The following is a 19,020-nucleotide window of genomic DNA, read 5'->3' as shown; positions in this document are numbered from 1 at the left end:
ATATGGCCGGCCGCACGATGGACGTCTCGGTTCTGGTGCGGCTGGTCGATCACCTCACCGCGCCGCTCACAGCGCTGCAGCGCAAGTTCGCCCAGTTCGCCCAGCTCGGCCAGCGCATCGGCATCCTCGGCGCCGCTGCCGCCGCGATCAGCTTCGCGGCTCCCATCGCCTCGGCCGCTGCCTTCGATCAGGTCTTGCGCGACATCGTCGTCACGGCCGGCTTATCGGGCAATGCCGCCGAGGCCCGGATCAGGTCGCTTGCCGGCACCTATAGCGAACTCGCCCTGCAGGTCGGCATCGCTTCGTCGGACCTCGCCAAGGCCGGAGGGCTACTGATCGCCTCGGGCATGGACGATGCTCTGGTGAACAAGCTGATGCCAACGATCGGGCGCGTGTCCAAGGCGGCTTCGGCGTTGCCGGATGACGTCGCCAAGGTGGGCTTCGCGCTCACCAACTCGCTCGGCGTGCCGGCCGAGCAGGTGGAGCTGGCCCTCGCCAAGCTCGTCACCGCCGGCAAGCTCGGCCGGTTCGAGTTCCGCGACATGGCGAAAGAGCTGCCGGAACTGGCCGCCCAGTTCACCAAATTCAAGATCAACGGCATGGAGGCGGTGGAGACGCTCGGCGCCTCGCTGCAGATCGCCATGTTCGGCACCGACAACACCTCGGCGGCGGCGAACAACTTCAAGAACTATCTCTCCAAGGTGCTGTCGCCGGACGCCGTCAAGAACTTCAAGGATTTCGGCGTTGACATCCTGGGCGTGATGCAAAACGCCGCCGCCAAGGGCATCAACCCGGTCGAGGCGTCGATCCAGAAGGTGATGAAGCTCACCGGCGTGAGCCAGAAGCAGGCGCTCGACTTCTTCAAGCAGCACAAGAAGGAGGGCATGAGCGATGCGCAGGCGGCCACCGCCGCCGTCGAGCAGATCCGCGCGCTCGGTGGATCGGGGAAGCTGTCGCAGATCTTCGGCGACATGCAGGTGCTCGACTTCCTCCTGCCGATGCTCGCGAATATCGAGAAGTACCAGGAGTTCAAAAAGGAGATTCAGAACGCCGGGCTCGACGTGATCGCCAAGGATTTCCAAACCCAGTGGGAGGGGCTGCAGACGCAAGTCGGCATCGGCGAAGAGATCATGACGCAGGCGGCCCGAAGGGTCGGCAATGCGTTCGGCGCCAATGTACCCATCCTCAATCAATGGGGCATCGCGGCGCTCGGCTGGGTCCAGCAGATCGACGCTGCCTATCCCGGCGTCATCGACACCGTGCTCGGCGTCGCCGGTGCGTTCCTTGTCCTGGTCGCCGGGCTCGCGGTTCTCGTCCCGGTCATGAGCGTGCTGTCGGCGGCCTTCGGTGTGCTGGCCAGCATTGTCGGCTTCGTGCTGTCGCCGATCGGCCTGGTCGTCGCCGCACTCGCCGGCCTTGCCTACCTCATCTATGCCGACTGGGAGAACTTCGCCCCGTTCTTTCAGGAGATTTGGGGAAAGGTGCAGGAGTTCGGCTCGGCCTTCGTCGATACCTTCAAGGCGCTGTTCCGGGGCGACTGGGCGGGCGTCGACGCCGGCCTCTCCAAGATGAAGGCGGCGTTCACGGGCGCCGGGCCGGCGGTGCTCGGCATCATCCGCCGGTTGGGCTCGCAGCTGCTGGCTATGGCGGATCAGGCATTCGGCGGCGTGCCCTCCAAGCTGGTCAAAATCGTGCGCGGCATCGGCCTTATGGTCGGCGCCGCGTGGACCGCCCTGTCGGAACGTTGGGGGCCGGGGCTCGCCTCGGCGGCGCAGTCGGTGATCGATTGGGCGACCGGGCTTCCGGGGAGCATCGTCAACGCCCTCGGCGGTGATGGTGGTGCCGTCTCCAAATGGTTCTCCGACCTAGGCCCGCGCGCGCTCGCGGCGCTGAACAAGGTGATCGACGATCTATCGAACATGAGCGACGCCGATTGGATTGCGCTCGGCACCAACGTCGGCAACGCCATCGCCGATGGCCTGAAAGCCGCCGTCGACGGCCTCGCCAGCTTCTTCTCCGGGCTGCCGGGCAAGATCCTGAGCTGGATCGGTACCATCAATCTCGGAGGCATCATCCGCTGGCCGACCCTGCCGGGCGGGTTGGGCGGTGGCGGTGCCAATGACAACACGCCGCAGATCCCGCAGACCGATCCCATGGGCAACCCGACCGGGCCGGTCGATCGGCAGGGCTTCGCGCCGGCGGCCGGCGGCAATCGCTTCGCCGCCGCCGTGCCCGGCGGCCGCGCCCAGATCGGCGGGCAGATCGTGGTGTCGGCGGCGCCCGGTAGCCAGATCGAGCGCGCCGAGAGCAGCAATGCCGACGTGCCGATGAAGGTCGCCAATAATGGCCGCATGGTCGGGCGGGTGTGATGGGCCTCTTCGACGACGCTTTCGACCATCTGCCGGGCCTGTTGCCGGCCATGTTCCGTGGCGTGCCCTTCTTCATGCCGGATTCGGATCATGAGGCCGGCCGACGGCTGCTGCTCACCTATTTCCCCGGCATAGACGCGCCGGGGCTCGATGATTTCGGGCGAGCGCCCGGCGTCATCCACGTCACCGGCGTCTATGTCGGCGAGGATTACGTCGTCCGCGCCCTCGCCCTGCAGGCGGCGTTCGAGGCGCCCGGCATCGCCACGCTGCTGCACCCGTGGCTCGGCGAGATGTCGGTCGTCGCGGAACAGCCGGCGGTCATCCGCTTCAGCGATCGCGCGCTCGGGCTCATCACCTTCGATGCCACCCTTACCCCCGTGCGCACCAGCCTCGCGCCGGTGGTGTCGACCCTTGCCGGCCTGCTCGGCGCCGTGGACGGCGTCATCACCGCCGCCGCCTCCTTCGTCTCGCTGGCGCTTGCCGGCGTCTCGGCCGTGGCGGTGCTGTCGCATGCGCATGACACCGCGACCGCCTGCGCCGCCCTGGTCGACGATACCGTGTCGGCCGCGCCCGAGGTGTCCGGCCTGTCGCCGACCGTGGCGTCGGCGATCGAGGCGGTTGCCGACGCGGTCGCGGCGGATGGCGGCGGTGCCGCGCCGGCGCAGCTCGCCGCCGCCGTGGTCGCGATCGGCGCGCCGATCGCCGCCGCCGGCGTCACCGCGGCACCTTCGGCGATCAGCCCGGCGGCGGGTTACGTCGCGCCTGCCAAGCCGATCAGCGCCCGCCGCGCCGTGACGCTGCTACGAGCCGTCGCCGGCGAGCTGGCCGACGTCGAGACGCTGAACACGCCGGCCGCTTCCGTGGCGCTCGCCATGCGCGTCGGCCTCGTCGCCGAGGCGGTGCGGGCGGCGGCGGACATCGACTATGAAAGCCGGCAGGACGCCACCACCGTGCGCGCCGCCCTGGACGACGAGTTGGCGGGCCTCGCCGGCGAGACCGCGACCTTCGCCTATGACGATCCGGCGGCGGGCGCCGGACTGTGGCGGGCGGTTGGTGATCTGCGCGCCGCGCTCGCCCGCGACCTCAACGAAATCATCGGCCGCCTGCCGTCCGTCATCACCGTGCGCCCGCCGGCCGGGATCTCGGCATGGCTGATCGCCCAGCATTTCGCCGGCGACGATCCGCGCGCGGTGGTGGCGATGTTTGAGGACATCGTCACCCGCAACCGACTGCGCCACCCCGGCGTCATCACCACTGAGACGATCGAGATCCTGCTGTGACCCTTCCCGTCTACTCACCCACCCGCCGCATAGCGCTGCTGCTGGCCGGCACGCCGTTTTCCGAATGGACCTCAGTCGAGATCATCCGCGACATGCAGGACATGACCAGCTCATTTACCGTTGAGCTGCGCGACGCGACACGTTCGGTGTCGGCACTCATCTTCGCGACGCTGGCGTCCTATGGCTCGGCCGTGGTGCTCGGCCTCACCGCCGAGCTGCGGATCGACGGCGAGACGGTGCTGAAGGGCTGGGTGGACACCGTCTCGCCGCGCGTGTCCGATGGCGAGGCCAGTGTCAGCATCTCCGGTTCCGACAAGGCACGCGACCTGATCGACGGCGCGGCGACGGTCGACGGGCCGAGCGAGTTCAAGGGTAAGACCGTCGACAAGGTTATCGAGGAGATCGTCAAGCCTTACGGCATGACGGTGCGGACCGAGGTCGATGTCGGCGCGCCCTTCGATCGCTACGTGCTCGACTGTGGCGAGACCGCCCTGTCGGCGATCGAGAAGGGTCTGCGCCAGCGCGGCGTCCTCGCCACCTCGGACGGCGTCGGCGCCATCGTGCTCACCAAGACCGGCGCGCGCCGGGCGCCGGCGCCGCTGCGGATGCCGGGCAACATCATCTCCGCCTCGGGCGAGTTCTCCGTCGAACAGCGGCACAGCGAGTACCGCGTGAAGGGGCAGGCCGAGAAGGCCGGCGGCAAGCGCCGCCAGTCCGCCCGGCTCGACTCCACCGCCGCGCCGCTGGAAGGCGACCCGTCCGACTGGATCGACGAACAGGACGCGGTCGAGACGGCCGGCGTCACGATCGAGGGCAAGGCGACCGATCCCGACATGAAGCGCTACCGCCCGCTGGTGACGCTCGGCCGAACCCAGCTCACCGCCGAGGGCGCGCAGAAACAGGCCGAGTGGATGGAGCGCACGGCGCGCGGCTCGTCGGAGAGCCTCGAATATGAGGTGAAGGACTGGCGGGCAGGCGAGCGCCGGGAGCTGTGGCGCTGCAACGAGCTGGCCGACGTCGCCGACGACTTCATGCTGATCTCGCGCGACATGCTGATCGCCGGCGTCACCTATGTGTATTCGGAGAATGACGGCGCCCGCACCCGGCTGCGCGTCACCTCGCCCGACGCTTATGACACCGAGCCGGTGGGCTCGCGCCGGACCAACCACAAGAAGGGCGGCAAGAAATCGAGCGGGCCGCTCGACAGCACCGCGTACCCGCTGGTGACGCCATGAGCTGGACGGAACTCGCCCGCCAACTCCGGGGCGTCATCGCCCGAGGCGTCATCCGCCGCTCGGCCGACACGGGCGAGAGCCAGACCGTCGACGTGCAGGCGTGGGCCGGCCATTCGCGCACCGATGTTGAGGTGCTGCAGCTCTTCGGCGTTTCCAGCCGGCCGCCCAAGAACGGCGTGGTGATCCTGCTGGCGATCGGTGGCGACCAGAGCGACCTTGTGGCGCTGCCGGCCGGCTCGCCCGGCAACCGGCTCGGCAATCTCGCCGAGGGGGAGGCGGCGCTCTACGCCATCCTCGGCAACCGCGTGCATTGCAAGGCGGACGGCACCGTCCATGTCATCTCGCCGAACAAGGTTCTGGCCGAGGTGAAGGACAACCAGGTGGAGCTGACCGACGACGTCATCCGCCTGCGCAAGGGCACCGGCGAGAGCGCGCCGCGCGTCACCATCACCGACGACATGGTGAAGCTGCGCCTCGGCGACAAATGGATCGTGGTGCAGTCCGACAAGATTGTATCGTCCCACCCCATCGTCATCGGCCCCGATCCCGACCCATCGGTCTAGGCCGCATCTGCGGCCATGAACGCAGGCTCGCGCGCGCGCGAAACTGCCTGTCATGGCTGATTTCTTCGATCTCGCACTCGTCTTCGATCCGGCGACGCGCCGCTGCGACCTGCAGCTCGGCGACGACGCCGACCTGTTGATCGACGAGACGCCGGCGACGCCGATGCTGATCAGCTTCGGCTCGGATCGCCGCGCGCGCCTCGATGACGAGCTGCCCTCCGGCATCAGCGAACTCAATCAGCCGGTGTCCTTCGTCGAGCGGCGCGGCTGGGCCGGCGACGCCCTCGACATCGCCTTCCGCCAGATCGGCTCGCGGCTGTGGCTTCTGGAGCGTGCCAAGGCCAACGAGATCACCCGCCGCATGGCGGAAGAGTGGATGAAGGAAGCCTTCGCCTGGGTGGAAGAGGAAACCGGCAAGGCGGCCAAGATCGAAGTGACCTGGGTGCGCCCGCAGATGCTCGGCATCGTCGTGGTGGCTGACGGCCGCCCGCTGCGCACGACACAGCGGGTCGGGGGCGCCTGACATGCCGTTCCCGATTTCCGATCCCACCACGCTCACCCGCCGGCTCGAAACCTTGGTCGAGACCGAGATCCGCAAGGTGCGGCCCGATGTCAACCCGGCCGAGTTGGCGCGGGCCGTGCGCTCGCCGCGCGGCATGTTCGGCATCATCATCCGCACCTTCGTGCTCGGCCTCTACGAGGTGCATCTGCATCTCAAATGGTGGGGGCAGCAGTATTTCCCCGACACCGCCGAGGCCGAATACCTCGTCCGCCACGCCTCGATTTGGGGCATTGCCCGCCGGCCCGCGACCTTCGCCATCGGTAAGGCCGGCGTCGTCGGCGTGCCGGATACGGTGGTTCCGGCCGGGCGGCTGCTGCAGGGCACCGGCGTCACCTATGAGGTGACCGAGGCCGAAACCATTGCTATCGACGGCACCGCCTCGCTGACCGTCCGCGCCACCAGCGCGGGCACCATCGGCAACGCTGCCGCCGGCCTGCAACTGAGCTTGCTTGAGACGATCCCCGGCCTCACCGAGCAGCTCGCCACCATCGACGACGCCGGCGTCACCGGCGGCGCCGAGATCGAGCGCGATCCCTCGCTGCTCTCCCGCCTGCTGGAGCGCATCCGCGAGCCCGCCCATGGCGGCGCCAGCTTCGACTATCCGCGCTGGGTGCAGAACCAGTTCGCCGCCTCTCACGTGAAGACGCTGCCCAACTGGGTCGGCCGGGGTTCGGTCGGCGTCGCCATCGCCATGGGCACCAAGGCGAACCCGCGCGCCCCGACCGAGACCGAGCTGGAAGCGATCGGCACCTATCTCGACGAGGTGCGGCCGGTGACCGCCGAGTGTGCGGTGATCCCCGCCGTCATCGTGCCGCGCAACATCACGCTGGTGCTCGATCCCTCGACCTTTGCCGTGCAGGAAGCGGTGAAGACCGCCGCCCGCACCTTCTTCGCCGCCGAGGCCGAGATCGGCGGCCGGCTGCGCTTCTCCCGCCTGTCTGAGGCGGTGTCGTCGGCCGCCGGCGAGTACGCCCACCGCTTCATCAGCCCGACCGCCGACATCGTCTCGGCCGCCACCGAGCTGTCGGTGCCGGGGACCATCACATTCGAGGCCGACGAATGAGCCGCCCGGCCGAGGACGCTCACACTGAACTGCTGTCGCAGCTGCCGCCGGGCTGGATCTGGCCGCGCGCCGGCGACGGGAGCCTGATCGGCGCCATCCTCGCGGCGCCGGCGACGCTGTTCGCCGAGATCGAGGCGGTCGCCGAGGCGATGATGGAACAGGTCGACCCGCGCACGGCGACCGACACACTTGGCGATTTCGAGCGGGTGCTCGGGCCGGATCTGTGCGGGCGCGATGTCTCCGCTCTGTCCGTTGCCCGGCGGCAACAGCTCGCCCATCAGCGCTGGGTCGCCCGCGGCGGGCAGTCGATCGCCTATTACGTCGCCATGGCGGCCGCGCGTGGCGTCGTCATCACGATCGAAGAGGTCAGGCTCACCCGCGCCGGCGTCGCCCGTGCCGGCGACCGCCTCACCAATCACCCGTCGCAGTTTGTCTGGGTCGTTCGCCTCGCTCTCGGCCTGTGGCGCCGGGCGCGGGCCGGCCGAGCCGTCGCCGGAAGCCGGACCTACGAGATCGAGCTGTCCGACATCGAGTGCGACATCCGTCGCGCGGCGCCCGCGCACACCGACGTTTTCTTCACCTACCTGCCGGCCGACGACGCCGGGGAAAGCTGAGCGAGGCTCACGATGGATCGCGTCAACGGTCTGGACTGGATCGATATCGGCGGTGGGCGGCGCGGATTTCGTGACCGCAACGACACCGCGGGATTCCCCGGCACCGAAATAACCGCCGCTTGGCTGAACGCTGTGCAGGAGGAATTGGCGACGATCGCCAGCCTGAATGGTGCAGCGCTCGCCGCCGGCGATTTCGCCCAGGTAGCCGTGGGCATCCAGTCGGGAGCGTTGAACTATGCCGCTGGCGCCGGCGGGACGGCGACGGATCTGACCGCCGCCCTGTATCCGCCGGTTCTCGCCCGCAAACCCGGCATGAAGCTTCGCGTGCTCGCGACTTATGCGCCCGGCGCGGGGGGCTGCTCGCTGAAGGTCGATGGCTTGGCGGCCGACGAACTCACGCGGCCCGGTGGTGCTCCCATCCAGCTGGGAGACTGGGCCGCCGGACAGTGCCTTGACATCATCGATCTCGGCACGCGCTACGAGCTGACAACCCTCGGCTTTACCGGGCTGCCGTCCAACGGTGTCGCCTACATCGCCGCCGGTTCTTACCCCTGGACGGCGCCTGAGGGCTGCACCCGCGTGAAGGCCAGTGTAGGCGGAGCCGGCGGCGGCGGCGGCGCCTGCGGCATTGATGGCGGAGCGTCTGGCGGCGGCGGCGGTGGCTACGGCGAGGGCATTTATCCCGTTGCGCCGGGCAATCTCTACACCATCACGGTCGGGGCGGGCGGGCTTGGCGGCACACTCGCCGGCAATGGCACGAACGGCGGCACGTCGTCTTTCTCGACCCGTATTTCCTGCACTGGCGGGCGCTTCGGCTACGGCATCAGCAGCGGCTACCAAGCCAGTAACGCCGCCGGCGGCACCTCGACGGACGGCTTCCTGAACCTCCAGGGAGCGCGCGGCTCGAACGCTTTGCCAGCCGGTCCCGGATGGGCCGGAGGTGCCGGCGGTAGCTGTCCGCGGCTCGCCGGCACGGCACCCTATTCGCTCGGGCCGGCGTGGGTCGGCGGCGGACCCGGCTGCGGCGGATCGGCCGGCGGCTGCTTTGACGGTGTGGCACGCGATGGCGGCAACGGCGCGGCCGGTGCCGTGTTTCTGGAGTGGTGACGATGGCGAAATTCCTGCGAGTGGAAGACGGCGTTGCCGTCGAGAGCATCGAGACGGAAGGGGACATCGCCGAGATGTTCAGTCCGTCGCTTTTGTGGGTGGCGGCCGGCGCTGCCGAGGTCGGCTGGTCCTATGCCGATGGTGCGTGGACCGCACCGCCGCCCGTCGTGGTCGACCTCGTTGCCCTGAGGCTGACGCTTAAGGGCAGCGTCGACACCGCGGCAGAACGCCAACGCCTGAAGTACATCACCGCCGGCGCCGGGCAGGCCATGACCTATCAGGTCAAGGCCGACGAAGCCCGGCGCTTTGCCCTGGACACCTCGCCCGATCCTGCCGCGTATCCGCTGCTAGCTGCGGAGGTTGGCATCACGGCCGAGGATCTCGCCGGCGTCGCCGCCGTCGTGACCGCGAACTACACCAACTGGCTGGTTATCGGCTCGGCGATCGAGATGGCGCGCCTTGGGGCAAAGCGGGCGATCGACGAGGCCGCGACGGCCGAGGATGCCCGCGCGGCCGCCGAAGTCAGCTGGCCCGGCACGGGGAGCTGACCATGGATCTGCCGATCATCCCCGGAGAGCACGGCCGCGTCGTGCGCTTCGACTTCACCGGCATCGTCACGAGCTTCGACGGGACCGAGGTTGAGCTGAAGGTGATGCCGCTCGAACAGGAGCCGCGGGTGCTGTCCTCGGTTGCCGGGCTCATCGTCATCGAGCTGCCGGTCGTTCTGGCGGTGCTGATCGACGACGAGATGTTCGGCACGCTGAAGGCGGGCACGGCGATCGAATGGTACGTGCTGAAGAACGGCACGCGCCAGCGCATCGCCGCCGGCCGAGCGCTGATCGCCGCCAATGGCCAGATGCTCACCTATTCCCGGCCGGTCGCCTCGGCGGTCATGGGGCCGCCCGGTGTCGAGTATCGCGGTGCCTGGGAGGAGTTCGTCACCTATCAGAAGCGCGACGCCGTCACGCATGCCGGCTCGACCTTCTACGCCCTGCGCCAGACCAACGAGACGCCCTCGGCCGACGCGGCCGACTGGGCGGTGCTGCTCGATGGCGGGGCGGTGACCGGCGTGCTGGCTCAGGCCCAAGCCCTTCATGACGACATGCAGTTCATGGTCGAGGCGACGGTCGGTCGCCTCGACTTCTCCAATCCCAGACAAAGCGGGTGGCTCTGATGGTAGCGACGCCGAAAGGCTATGTGGTGAAAGACGGCGCCGCCGGCACCGTGAACTTTCGCAGCTATGTGGTGGATGGGCTGGAGGCGCAGGCGCCGTTCGTCCCGGAGATCGGCGAGAAGGCCGATCCGGCCTGGAGCGGCGCCGGCCCTTCGACCGTGCTCGGCGTTCTCAAAGGCCTCTTTGAGCGGGCATCGACAGGGGCGGCAAGGAATGCCCTCAAGGACAGCACCGGCGCGCTGTTCTACCCGGATGATTGCGCCGTCACCGCCGTGACGCGAGACGCCAGCGGCAACCTGCTCACGCAGACGATCAGCGACGGCACCACGTCGTGGGTGCAGACGATCACCCGCGACGCGAACGGGAATATGTCGGCCCTGTCCAAGTGGGAGCGTCAGTGATGCTGAGCGAAGCTGATATCGAGCGCGCCGGCGGCGTCACCATCCCGAAGCTGACGAGCCGCATGGGCAACGACCAGTTGGTGCGGGAGGGGCTGCTTCCGCGAAACTGGGAGAAATTCCCGCTTGGCGAGGGCGAGCGCTACGGCCTCGTCATGAGCAACTGCCGCATCAATACGGACGGCCCAGCCACCTCGGGCAACCAGACTGTCGCCGTGTCGGGTCATAGTGCCTATGAGGATCTGCGGGAGTTCGCCGTCGTCATCGGCAACTTCAACGGCGCGCGCAACACGGGCAAGCGTGAACAGGCCGGTTGGGATACGTCCCTGCTGCTCGGCGCTCAATATCCGGGTCTGAACGAAGCCGGCCGTGTGCAACTCCTGAGCGCGGGTAGCCGCGCCATCGGCATGGGCAGCGGGCGGTTTGTCTGCACCGACTTCATGCCGATGGACGTGCTGCAGGGCACCCTGTTCCAGCTCATCCAGTACATCCGCGGCACCGGCGGCTATAGCTACGAAAACATGGCGTCCAATGCGGAGTGGGGTGAGGGCTCTACCGATACGGTTGCCGACCGAACGTTCCCCGGTTCCGGAGCGCTTCCCGCCGCCCGGTCGGTCAATGTGTGGCCCTACGCCATTATCGCCCGCACCCGGCTCCCGTCGGCGCTTGCTCTTGGCGACAGCCAGGCGCAGGGAACCGCCGACTTTTATCAGGCCGGCGGCCCTGACGCGCTTCCCACCGCCGGCTTCGGGATGATCAGCCGCGCTCTTTCCCCTTTCGTGCCGGTGCTCAAGGGCGGCATTGCCGGCACCAACCTCGCCGAACTGAGCGCGCCCGGCAATCTGCGCTATCGGCTGACGGCCGCCCGGCAAGGATGGGTAACCAACGTCATCCATCAGGGCGGGGTGAACAGCCTAGGCTCCATGACCGCCGACCAGATGAAGGCCGCGCTCATCGACATCTGGCAGGAATGTGCGGATGCACTTGCTGCCGGCGCCGGGGGCAAGGTCTTCCAAACCACCATTACCCCGTCGACGGTGACGAGCACCGACAATTTCGTCACGTTGGCCGGCCAGACGCCAAATGCGGCCAACCCGATCCGTGTGGCGGTGAACGACTGGCTTCGCGACGGCTCGCCGGCGGTGCTCTCGGGTAACCGTCTCGTGCCCGCCCCCATCGGCACTGTTGGCGCCCTCCGGTCGGGCGATGTTGGTCATCCCCTCTCTGGCGGCATCTTCGACGTCGCCGATGTTGTCGAGAGCACCCGCAACAGCGGCATCTTCAAGGTGAACGGCACGGCCAACTGGATGACCAACGACGGGCTGCATTTCCCCCGCCCGGCTGTCATTTACATCCGCGACAGTGGGGTTTTCGATCACTCGCGGTTGGCTTGAGGAGAAGAGCTATGGCCTATATCACCCGGACCTATTCGCCCGAGCAGCTTCAGGCCATCATTGCCGGCGAAACCGAAGGCACCACCCTCGTCTCGAACGAAATCGTCGACCTCGGCGGCTACTACAGCGATCGGGTCACGGCGTTTGTCGCCGAGGATGATCACACCTATGTCGTCCATGCGCAGGCCGGGCCGCCTGATGAATGGACCCTGCCAGCCTTCGAGGGCGCCGGCGAGCTGACGGCCTATGCGGTCGAACCCGACCCGACCGTGGTTCCGCTCGGATGGCGGCGCGTGGTGGTGGCCGACGACTAGCGGTGGCGAGGTCCGGGTTTCCCCGGCGCGGGTGCATGTTGGGGAACCTGACCCGCGGACGGCGCTGACGCATAACCGCCACCTCGCCCCGTTGCTCTGGTGAGCCCGGCCGAGGTGCCTGATTCGGCGGCCATATGCGAGACGTGAAATGCGGCTGCGGGAGGCTTCTCTTCCGCGCCGAGCCGATCCGCCAGCGGATCGATATCAAATGCCGGCGCTGCGGCGTCGTGAATTCCCTGAGGCCGATCGAGCCCGAACCCGAGCGCCCCGAGCGTCATGTCCAAGGTGACGCTACATGTGCTTCGATACCGAAGTGATCGGCAACGCGACGCTCTATCACGGCGACGCCCTCGAAATCCTTCCGGCACTCCAGGGCGGGTTCGCGGCGGTGCTGTGCGATCCGCCCTATTGCTCCGGCGGCGTAACGGTGGCGGAGAAGGCACGCGACACGAGTTCCAAATATCAATCGTCCGAACACAAGGGTCTTTATCCCGAGTTCGCCGGCGACGCCCGCGACCAAAGATCGTTCCTCACGTGGTCGATGCTTTGGCTCGGCCGAGCACGCGCGTTGGCGGCGCCGGGGGCACTCATCGCGGTGTTCTCTGACTGGAGGCAACTCCCGACAACGACCGACGCATTGCAGTGCGCGGGCTGGGTGTGGCGGGGCATCATCCCCTGGGACAAGACCGAGTCCTCGCGGCCGCAGAAAGGGCGCTACCGCCATCAGGCGGAGTTCGTCATCTGGGGCACCAATGGGGCGCGGCCGTTCGCCGGGCCTATCGCTCCGGGCGCCTTCCGCATGCCGATCCCGCGACCCAAACACCACATGGCCGGGAAGCCGGTGGCGCTGATGGAGGGATTGCTGATGCCGGTGGAGGGCGCCGTGCTTGACCCGTTCATGGGCAGCGGCACCGTGGGGCTTGCTTGCGCAGCACGCGGGTTGCCCTATGTCGGCATAGAGTTCGAGCGGGCCTATTTCGAGATAGCGAAGGCGAGGCTGAAACAGTGGCGCTCAGATTGTCCCGCCGAGACGACGTAGAGTTTGAGAGCTACCGCGTCCTGAGCGGCGAGGTGCCGATCGGTATAATCTCCCGCCATACCGAAGGGCCTCAGGTGTTCTGGACCTGGGTGATTGGCCATGTCCATGTGTCGGGAGACGGGTTCGGGCCGCCGCAGGGTGGTGCCGACACCCGAGAGCAAGCACAGGCGGCGTTCGCGACACGCTGGCGCTTGTGGCTCGCTAAAGCGGGTCTGGTGGAGGTCGAGCCGGTGGTCAATCCCGATGGGTCGTAAGAGGGCTCTTACATGCCTCTCAACAGGCTCTTGCGGGCCGCTTCAGCCGGTGCGAAATCATGTGTCCCACGCTGCAGATTCATCTGTCGCGCTTCACCTCCCTCTCTCCGTCGGGGAGAGGGTCGGGGTAAGGGGCCCCCGCCGGCTCGCTCGGCGAGCGCCCCTCCGCAATCGGAGCGGCAGTCATTGACGGCCGGCCGCCTCCCCGCGCCGGAGGTGTCTCAGCCCTTGGCGAACGACTTCGGCTCGCCGCTCGTCAGCACATGCACGCTCGCCTCGTCGCCGACGAAGCCGACGAAGCGGTCGGCCGTCGGCTCCAGCGGCGGGAAGGAGCCGTAATGACAGGGGATGATCGTCAATCCCGGCAGGAAGCGCTTCACCGCCAGCGCCGCCGTCTCCGGCCCCATGGTGTAGCGGTTGCCGATCGGCACGATCACGATCTCCGGCCGGTGGATCTCGGCGATCAGCGCCATGTCGGAGAAGATGTCGGTGTCGCCCATGTGCCAGACGGTCGGCTCGCCGGGGGCGTGCACGATCAGCCCGTTGGCATTGCCGAGATAGACCGAGGCGCTGTCCGCCAGCGCACCGGAGGAGTGGTCGGCCCGCACCATGCTCACCGAGAAGCCGTCGAGGCCGATGGTGCCGCCGGTGTTCATCATCTCCAGCTTCTTCACCCCCTGCAGCCCGAGCCAGGAGGCGAGGTCGGCATTGGCGACCACCGTCGCCCCGGTCGCCTCGGCAATGGCGACGGTATCGCCGACATGGTCGCCATGGCCGTGGGTCAGCAGCACGTAGTCCGTGCCCAGCACCGCCACGTCGCGGCTCGACCCGAAGCTCGGATTGCCGGACAGGAAGGGGTCGATCAGCACCGCCTTGCCGGCGAAGTCGAGGCGGAAGGCGGAATGTCCGAACCACGTAATCTTCATGGAGCGTCTCTCTGGCTGCCGAGGATGACCGCAACATAGGGTGCCCGGCGGCGCGCTCAAGCCGGCTTTTCGGCCTCACCGGCCATCCGCGGCGGAAATCGGCCGCATCGTACACCCCACTGCACCGGCCGGACGCTCTGGCGCCCCCTGTCCGGGCGTGCTAGCGCAACAGCCATGAGCACGCCCGCCAGCGCCCCCATTCTCCGTATCGAGGAAGCCCACGCCCAGCTGCCGCCGCGCGGTGGGCTGCTCGGCCTCGATCTCGGCACCAAGACCATCGGCATCGCCAGCTGCGATCCCGACCGACGCTTGGCGGCGGCGGTGGAAACCATTGCGCGCAAACAGTTTACCCCGGATGCCGCCCGCGTGCTGAAGCTCGCCGGCGACCGCGGCGCCGTCGGATTCGTGCTCGGCCTGCCGGTGAACATGGACGGCAGCGAAGGCCCGCGCGCCCAGTCCACTCGCGCCTTCGCCCGCAACTTCGCCAAGCTCACCGAATTTCCGATTATCCTTTGGGACGAAAGGCTTAGCACCGCGGCGGTGGAGCGGGATCTCATCGGAGCCGACGTCAGCCGGGCGAAACGGGCCGCGGTGGTGGACCAGCATGCCGCCGCCTTCATCCTCCAGGGCGCCCTCGACCGCCTGCGGTTCCTCGCGAGCGCCTGACCATGGCCGGCGTTCTCGGCGCGCTCGTCCCGGTGTTCCTGATCATCGCCCTCGGGGCGCTTTTGAAGCGGGTGCTGCTCACCGAGGCCAGTCACTGGATCGCCTTGGAAAAGCTCACTTATTTCGTGCTTTTTCCCGCACTGATCATCGTCTCCATCGCCCGCGCCGACCTCGGCGGCGTGGCCGTGCTGGAGGTCGGCATCGCCCTTCTGCTCGCCATCCTCGGCCTCAGCGCGGCGCTGATGGTGCTGCGCCGACCGCTCAGCCGGGCGCTCTCGCTGACAAGTCCTTCCTATACCTCGCTTTTCCAGGGTTCGGTGCGCTGGAATTCCTATATCGGGCTGGCGGTATCCAGCGCGCTCGCCGGCCCCAAGGGGCTGGCGGTCGCCGCCGTCGGCCTGGCGGTGATGATCCCGGTGCTCAATATCCTCTCGGTGGTGGTGCTCGCCCGCCATGGCGCCCGCGCCGGTGCCGAGCCGCCGAAAATGCTCGCCCAGATCGCCCGCAATCCTTATGTCTGGTCCTGCGTCGTCGGCGCATTGCTCAACGAAATCAACGTGGTAATTCCCGCTGTTCTGATGACTTTCGTCGACATACTCGGCCGCTCCTCGCTGGCGCTCGGTCTGCTGGTGGTGGGCGCCGGCCTGCGCCTCGACAGCCTGCACCGCGCGCGTGCGGCAACGTTCCTCTCCTGTTTTCTCAAGCTGGTCCTGCTGCCGACGGCCGCCATCGCCCTCGGCCTTGCGCTGGGACTGCGTCAGGTCGATCTGCTGGTAGTCGCCATCGCCGCCTCCGTGCCCTCGGCACCGAACGGCTATGTGCTGGCGCGGCAGATGGGCGGCGACGCGCCGCTGCTGGCCGAGATGCTGACCGTACAGATGGTCTTCGCAACCATCACCATGCCACTCGCCGTATCGGCAGCTAATTATCTGTCTTCATAATAAGATATGGATATATTTTAAATTGGTAGATTAGCTAAATTCGCGCCGACAAAGCTCCTGGCGCGCTTCCCGAACGACGATGCGGCATACCAGTCGGATCAACCGAGCCGGGAAGCAGCGGTGGGTTCGGGCGGGGATTTCCGCGACGACCGCCGATAAGCGCTTGCGGCCGACCACATCAGCGTCTATCCAGCCGACTTCGATATGACATCGAACCCGACTGCCTCCTTCACGCTTGCCCGCCAGCACCTTCTCGGGATCGAGGGCCTCGATCCCGGCGAGATCGTCGGCCTGCTTGACCTCGCCGAGGAGTTCGTGACCCTCAACCGGCAGGTCGAGAAAAAGCGCGCGACCCTGCGTGGCCGCACGCAGATCAACCTGTTCTTCGAGGCCTCCACCCGCACGCAATCGTCTTTCGAGCTCGCCGGCAAGCGGCTCGGGGCGGATGTGATGAACATGGCGGTGGCCAATTCCTCGCTCAAGAAGGGCGAGACACTGATCGACACCGCCGCCACCCTCAACGCCATGCGCCCGGACGTGCTGATCGTGCGCCACAGCGCCTCCGGCGCGGTGGAGCTGCTCGCCCGCAAGGTCGATTGCGCGGTGGTGAACGCCGGCGACGGCGCCCATGAGCATCCCACCCAGGCGCTGCTCGACGCGCTGACCATCCGCCGCAACAAGGGCCGCATCGAGGGGCTGACGGTCGCCATCTGCGGCGACATCACCCATTCCCGCGTCGCCCGCTCGAATATCCTGCTGTTGCAGGCACTTGGCGCGACGGTGCGGGTGGTGGCACCGCTCACGCTGCTGCCGCGCGACATCGACCGCTTCGGCGTCGAGGTCCACACCGACATGCGAAGCGGCCTTGCCGACGTCGACATCGTGATGATGCTGCGGCTGCAACGCGAGCGGATGAACGGTTCCTTCGTACCGTCGGTGAAGGAATATTTCCACTTCTGGGGCCTCGACGAGGCGAAGCTGCGCTACGCCAAGCCTGACGCGCTGGTGATGCATCCCGGCCCGATGAACCGCGGTGTCGAGATCGATTCGGCGGTGGCCGACGGTGCGCAGTCGCTGATCCGCGAACAGGTGGAAATGGGCGTGGCGGTCCGCATGGCCGTCCTCGATGCACTGTCGCGGAACCTGCCAAATGCCTGAGATTCGTCCGGTTCTTCTGGCCGGGGCCCGCGTTCTCGATCCCTCGCGCGACCTCGACATCGAAGGCGACATCCTCATCGCCGACGGCATCATCAAGGACGTTGCGCCCGGTCTCGCCAATACCGGCCTGCCGGGCGGCACCGAGCGGGTGGATTGTCGCGGCCGCCTGGTGATTCCTGGCTTGGTCGACATGCGCGCCTTCATCGGCGAGCCCGGCGCCGAGCACCGCGAGACTCTCGCCTCGGCGAGCCAGGCGGCGGCGGCCGGCGGCGTCACCACCATCATCTGCCAGCCCGACACCGATCCGATGATCGACGAGCCGGCGATCGTCGATTTCCTGCAGCGGCGCGCCCGCGACACCGCCATCGTGCGCGTCCATCCGATGGCCGCGCTCACCAAGCGCCTGGAAGGCCGCGAGATGACCGAGATCGGCCTGCTGCAGGCCGCCGGCGCCGTCGCCTTCACCGACGGCGCCCGCTCGGTGCGCTCGGCACAGGTGCTGCGCCGCGCCCTGACCTATGCCCGCATGTTCGATGCGCTGATCGTGCATCACACCGAAGATGCCGATCTCACCGGCGAAGGGGTGATGAACGAGGGCGAACTCGCCGCCCGGCTCGGCCTTGCCGGCAGCCCGAAGGCGGCCGAGGCCATCGTGCTGGAGCGCGACGTCCGCCTCGCCGGCATGACCGGCGGGCGCTACCACGCCGCCTCGCTCACCTGCGCCGAATCGCTCGACGTGCTGCGCCGGGCCAAGGAGGACGGGCTCAACGTCACCGCCTCGGCCTCGATCAACCACCTGACGCTCAACGAGCGCGACGTGGTCGGCTATCGCACCTTCTTCAAGCTGGCGCCGCCGCTGCGCGCGGAGGAGGACCGGCTGGCGCTGGCCGCCGCCCTCGACGAGGGGCTGATCGACGTCGTCGTCTCCGACCACAATCCGCAGGATGTCGAGGTCAAGCGCCTTCCCTTCTCCGAGGCCGGCTTCGGTGCCATCGGGCTCGAGACCATGCTCGCCGCCGGCCTTCGGCTGGTGAATGGCGGAACGGTGGGACTGATGGCGCTGATCCGCTCGATGTCGACCCGCCCCGCCGAATTATTGGGGCTCGAAGCCGGCACATTACGGCCGGGTCGGCCGGCGGACATCGCCGTGGTCGCCCCGGACGAGGCATGGATCCTTGATGCCGCTTCGCTCAAGTCGCGCTGCCGCAACACGCCCTTCGACGAATCGCGCTTCGAGGGTCGGGTCGTGCGCACGCTGGTCGGCGGCCGCACCGTCTACGAATACGTGTGAATTGCCGCAGCCGCGCGCCGTGGTCGCCATCGCCACGACGCGCGCCGGCCACTAAGGTCGACGCATGACATGGTCGCTGCCTCCCCTCGCGGGCCTTCTCGCCCTGGCGCTCGGTTATCTGCTGGGCTCGATCCCGTTCGGCCTGATTCTCACCCGTCTCGCCGGCACGCAGGACATCCGTTCCATCGGCTCGGGGAATATCGGCGCCACCAATGTCCTGCGCACCGGCCGCAAGGGCCTAGCCGCCGCCACTCTCCTGGGTGATGCCTTGAAGGGTACGGTGGCGGTGTTGATCGCGGCGCGGCTGTTCGGCTTTGAGGGATCGCTCGTCGCGGCACTGGGCGCCTTTCTCGGCCATCTGTTTCCGGTGTGGCTCGGCTTCCGGGGCGGCAAGGGGGTGGCGACCTTCCTCGGCGTGACGCTCGGCCTTTATTGGCCGCTGGCCGTGGTGTTTGCGGTCGTCTGGCTCGGTGTCGCTCGGCTGTTCCGCTACTCCTCGCTGGCCGCGCTCTGCGCTACCGCCGCGACGGTGATCGCCGCCCTGGTGCTGGCGAGTTCGGCGCTGACCTTGCTGCTGGCGGTGCTGGCCGCAATCCTGTGGATCATGCACCGCGCCAATATCCGTCGGCTGCTGGCCGGTACGGAAGGCCGTATCGGGGCGAAGGGCTGATC

General features: G+C 67.9%; 21 protein-coding genes. 20 read left to right on the top strand and 1 reads right to left on the bottom strand.

All coding sequences use genetic code 11. The annotated features are described in order from the left end of the window. The first annotated feature begins 2 nt into the window (after positions 1 to 2). From KHC24_RS03510 to KHC24_RS03440, 15 genes are all read left to right on the top strand, one after another. Positions 3 to 2,369, top strand: a complete 2,367-nt coding sequence (locus KHC24_RS03510) for a phage tail tape measure protein (RefSeq protein ID WP_213359377.1) — start codon at positions 3 to 5, stop codon at positions 2,367 to 2,369. Then, complete coding sequence (locus KHC24_RS03505) at positions 2,369 to 3,649, top strand: DNA circularization N-terminal domain-containing protein (protein ID WP_213359376.1); 1,281 nt, start codon at positions 2,369 to 2,371, stop codon at positions 3,647 to 3,649. Before KHC24_RS03510 ends, KHC24_RS03505 begins: the two co-directional genes overlap by 1 nt. Further along, positions 3,646 to 4,884 (top strand): phage baseplate assembly protein, encoded by a 1,239-nt coding sequence (locus tag KHC24_RS03500; protein WP_213359374.1) that lies wholly within the window; start codon positions 3,646 to 3,648, stop codon positions 4,882 to 4,884. Before KHC24_RS03505 ends, KHC24_RS03500 begins: the two co-directional genes overlap by 4 nt. Beyond that, positions 4,881 to 5,447, top strand: a complete 567-nt coding sequence (locus KHC24_RS03495) for a phage baseplate assembly protein domain-containing protein (protein ID WP_213359372.1) — start codon at positions 4,881 to 4,883, stop codon at positions 5,445 to 5,447. Before KHC24_RS03500 ends, KHC24_RS03495 begins: the two co-directional genes overlap by 4 nt. A gap of 52 nt (positions 5,448 to 5,499) precedes the next feature. Continuing rightward, a complete protein-coding gene (locus KHC24_RS03490) occupies positions 5,500 to 5,970 on the top strand; it encodes a phage GP46 family protein (protein ID WP_213359369.1) in 471 nt (156 codons plus the stop codon). A gap of 1 nt (position 5,971) precedes the next feature. Next, complete coding sequence (locus tag KHC24_RS03485; protein ID WP_213359367.1) at positions 5,972 to 7,072, top strand: baseplate J/gp47 family protein; 1,101 nt, start codon at positions 5,972 to 5,974, stop codon at positions 7,070 to 7,072. Next, positions 7,069 to 7,686 carry a YmfQ family protein gene (locus KHC24_RS03480; RefSeq protein WP_213359366.1) on the top strand — a complete coding sequence of 206 codons (618 nt, stop codon included), beginning with the start codon at positions 7,069 to 7,071 and terminating at the stop codon, positions 7,684 to 7,686. The genes KHC24_RS03485 and KHC24_RS03480 overlap by 4 nt, the downstream gene beginning before the upstream one ends. Positions 7,687 to 7,698: 12 nt before the next feature. Beyond that, the gene (locus KHC24_RS03475) at positions 7,699 to 8,793 is read left to right on the top strand and encodes a glycine-rich domain-containing protein (RefSeq protein WP_213359365.1); all 1,095 of its coding nucleotides are present in this window, start codon (positions 7,699 to 7,701) and stop codon (positions 8,791 to 8,793) included. Between the two features lie 2 nt (positions 8,794 to 8,795). Beyond that, positions 8,796 to 9,341 (top strand): hypothetical protein, encoded by a 546-nt coding sequence (locus KHC24_RS03470; RefSeq protein ID WP_213359364.1) that lies wholly within the window; start codon positions 8,796 to 8,798, stop codon positions 9,339 to 9,341. Between the two features lie 2 nt (positions 9,342 to 9,343). After that, a complete protein-coding gene (locus tag KHC24_RS03465; RefSeq protein WP_213359362.1) occupies positions 9,344 to 9,967 on the top strand; it encodes a hypothetical protein in 624 nt (207 codons plus the stop codon). Then, positions 9,967 to 10,368: a hypothetical protein gene (locus KHC24_RS03460; protein ID WP_213359360.1), complete on the top strand. Its 402-nt coding sequence runs from the start codon at positions 9,967 to 9,969 to the stop codon at positions 10,366 to 10,368. Before KHC24_RS03465 ends, KHC24_RS03460 begins: the two co-directional genes overlap by 1 nt. Beyond that, positions 10,368 to 11,759, top strand: coding sequence for a hypothetical protein (locus tag KHC24_RS03455; RefSeq protein WP_213359357.1), 1,392 nt, complete (start codon positions 10,368 to 10,370; stop codon positions 11,757 to 11,759). Before KHC24_RS03460 ends, KHC24_RS03455 begins: the two co-directional genes overlap by 1 nt. A gap of 11 nt (positions 11,760 to 11,770) precedes the next feature. Then, positions 11,771 to 12,073 carry a hypothetical protein gene (locus KHC24_RS03450; protein WP_213359355.1) on the top strand — a complete coding sequence of 101 codons (303 nt, stop codon included), beginning with the start codon at positions 11,771 to 11,773 and terminating at the stop codon, positions 12,071 to 12,073. A gap of 134 nt (positions 12,074 to 12,207) precedes the next feature. Further along, positions 12,208 to 12,390: a Com family DNA-binding transcriptional regulator gene (locus tag KHC24_RS25605; RefSeq protein ID WP_213359353.1), complete on the top strand. Its 183-nt coding sequence runs from the start codon at positions 12,208 to 12,210 to the stop codon at positions 12,388 to 12,390. Then, positions 12,369 to 13,112, top strand: coding sequence for a DNA-methyltransferase (locus KHC24_RS03440; RefSeq protein WP_213359351.1), 744 nt, complete (start codon positions 12,369 to 12,371; stop codon positions 13,110 to 13,112). The genes KHC24_RS25605 and KHC24_RS03440 overlap by 22 nt, the downstream gene beginning before the upstream one ends. Positions 13,113 to 13,587: 475 nt before the next feature. On the opposite strand, the gene KHC24_RS03435 is transcribed toward KHC24_RS03440, so the two are convergent. Then, positions 13,588 to 14,292 carry a metal-dependent hydrolase gene (locus KHC24_RS03435; RefSeq protein ID WP_213359348.1) on the bottom strand — a complete coding sequence of 235 codons (705 nt, stop codon included), beginning with the start codon at positions 14,290 to 14,292 and terminating at the stop codon, positions 13,588 to 13,590. A 174-nt stretch (positions 14,293 to 14,466) separates the two neighbouring features. Between KHC24_RS03435 and ruvX the strand changes: the two genes are divergently transcribed. The 5 genes from ruvX to plsY all read left to right on the top strand — a co-directional run bounded on the left by ruvX (position 14,467) and on the right by plsY (position 19,018). Then, positions 14,467 to 14,958 carry a Holliday junction resolvase RuvX gene (ruvX, locus tag KHC24_RS03430; protein ID WP_213359347.1) on the top strand — a complete coding sequence of 164 codons (492 nt, stop codon included), beginning with the start codon at positions 14,467 to 14,469 and terminating at the stop codon, positions 14,956 to 14,958. A 2-nt stretch (positions 14,959 to 14,960) separates the two neighbouring features. Further along, complete coding sequence (locus KHC24_RS03425) at positions 14,961 to 15,899, top strand: AEC family transporter (RefSeq protein ID WP_213359346.1); 939 nt, start codon at positions 14,961 to 14,963, stop codon at positions 15,897 to 15,899. Positions 15,900 to 16,103: 204 nt separating this feature from the next. Continuing rightward, positions 16,104 to 17,057 carry an aspartate carbamoyltransferase catalytic subunit gene (locus KHC24_RS03420; RefSeq protein ID WP_213359345.1) on the top strand — a complete coding sequence of 318 codons (954 nt, stop codon included), beginning with the start codon at positions 16,104 to 16,106 and terminating at the stop codon, positions 17,055 to 17,057. After that, positions 17,050 to 18,348 carry a dihydroorotase gene (locus tag KHC24_RS03415; RefSeq protein WP_213359344.1) on the top strand — a complete coding sequence of 433 codons (1,299 nt, stop codon included), beginning with the start codon at positions 17,050 to 17,052 and terminating at the stop codon, positions 18,346 to 18,348. The genes KHC24_RS03420 and KHC24_RS03415 overlap by 8 nt, the downstream gene beginning before the upstream one ends. A 64-nt stretch (positions 18,349 to 18,412) precedes the next feature. Continuing rightward, positions 18,413 to 19,018 carry a glycerol-3-phosphate 1-O-acyltransferase PlsY gene (plsY, locus tag KHC24_RS03410; protein ID WP_213359342.1) on the top strand — a complete coding sequence of 202 codons (606 nt, stop codon included), beginning with the start codon at positions 18,413 to 18,415 and terminating at the stop codon, positions 19,016 to 19,018. The last annotated feature ends 2 nt before the right edge of the window (positions 19,019 to 19,020 follow it).

Origin of the sequence: Ancylobacter defluvii, from assembly GCF_018390605.1 — a bacterium.
Taxonomy (GTDB): domain Bacteria; phylum Pseudomonadota; class Alphaproteobacteria; order Rhizobiales; family Xanthobacteraceae; genus Ancylobacter; species Ancylobacter defluvii.
The sequence above is the reverse complement of the archived record's forward strand: the minus strand, read 5'-3'. Positions and strand labels throughout refer to the sequence as shown.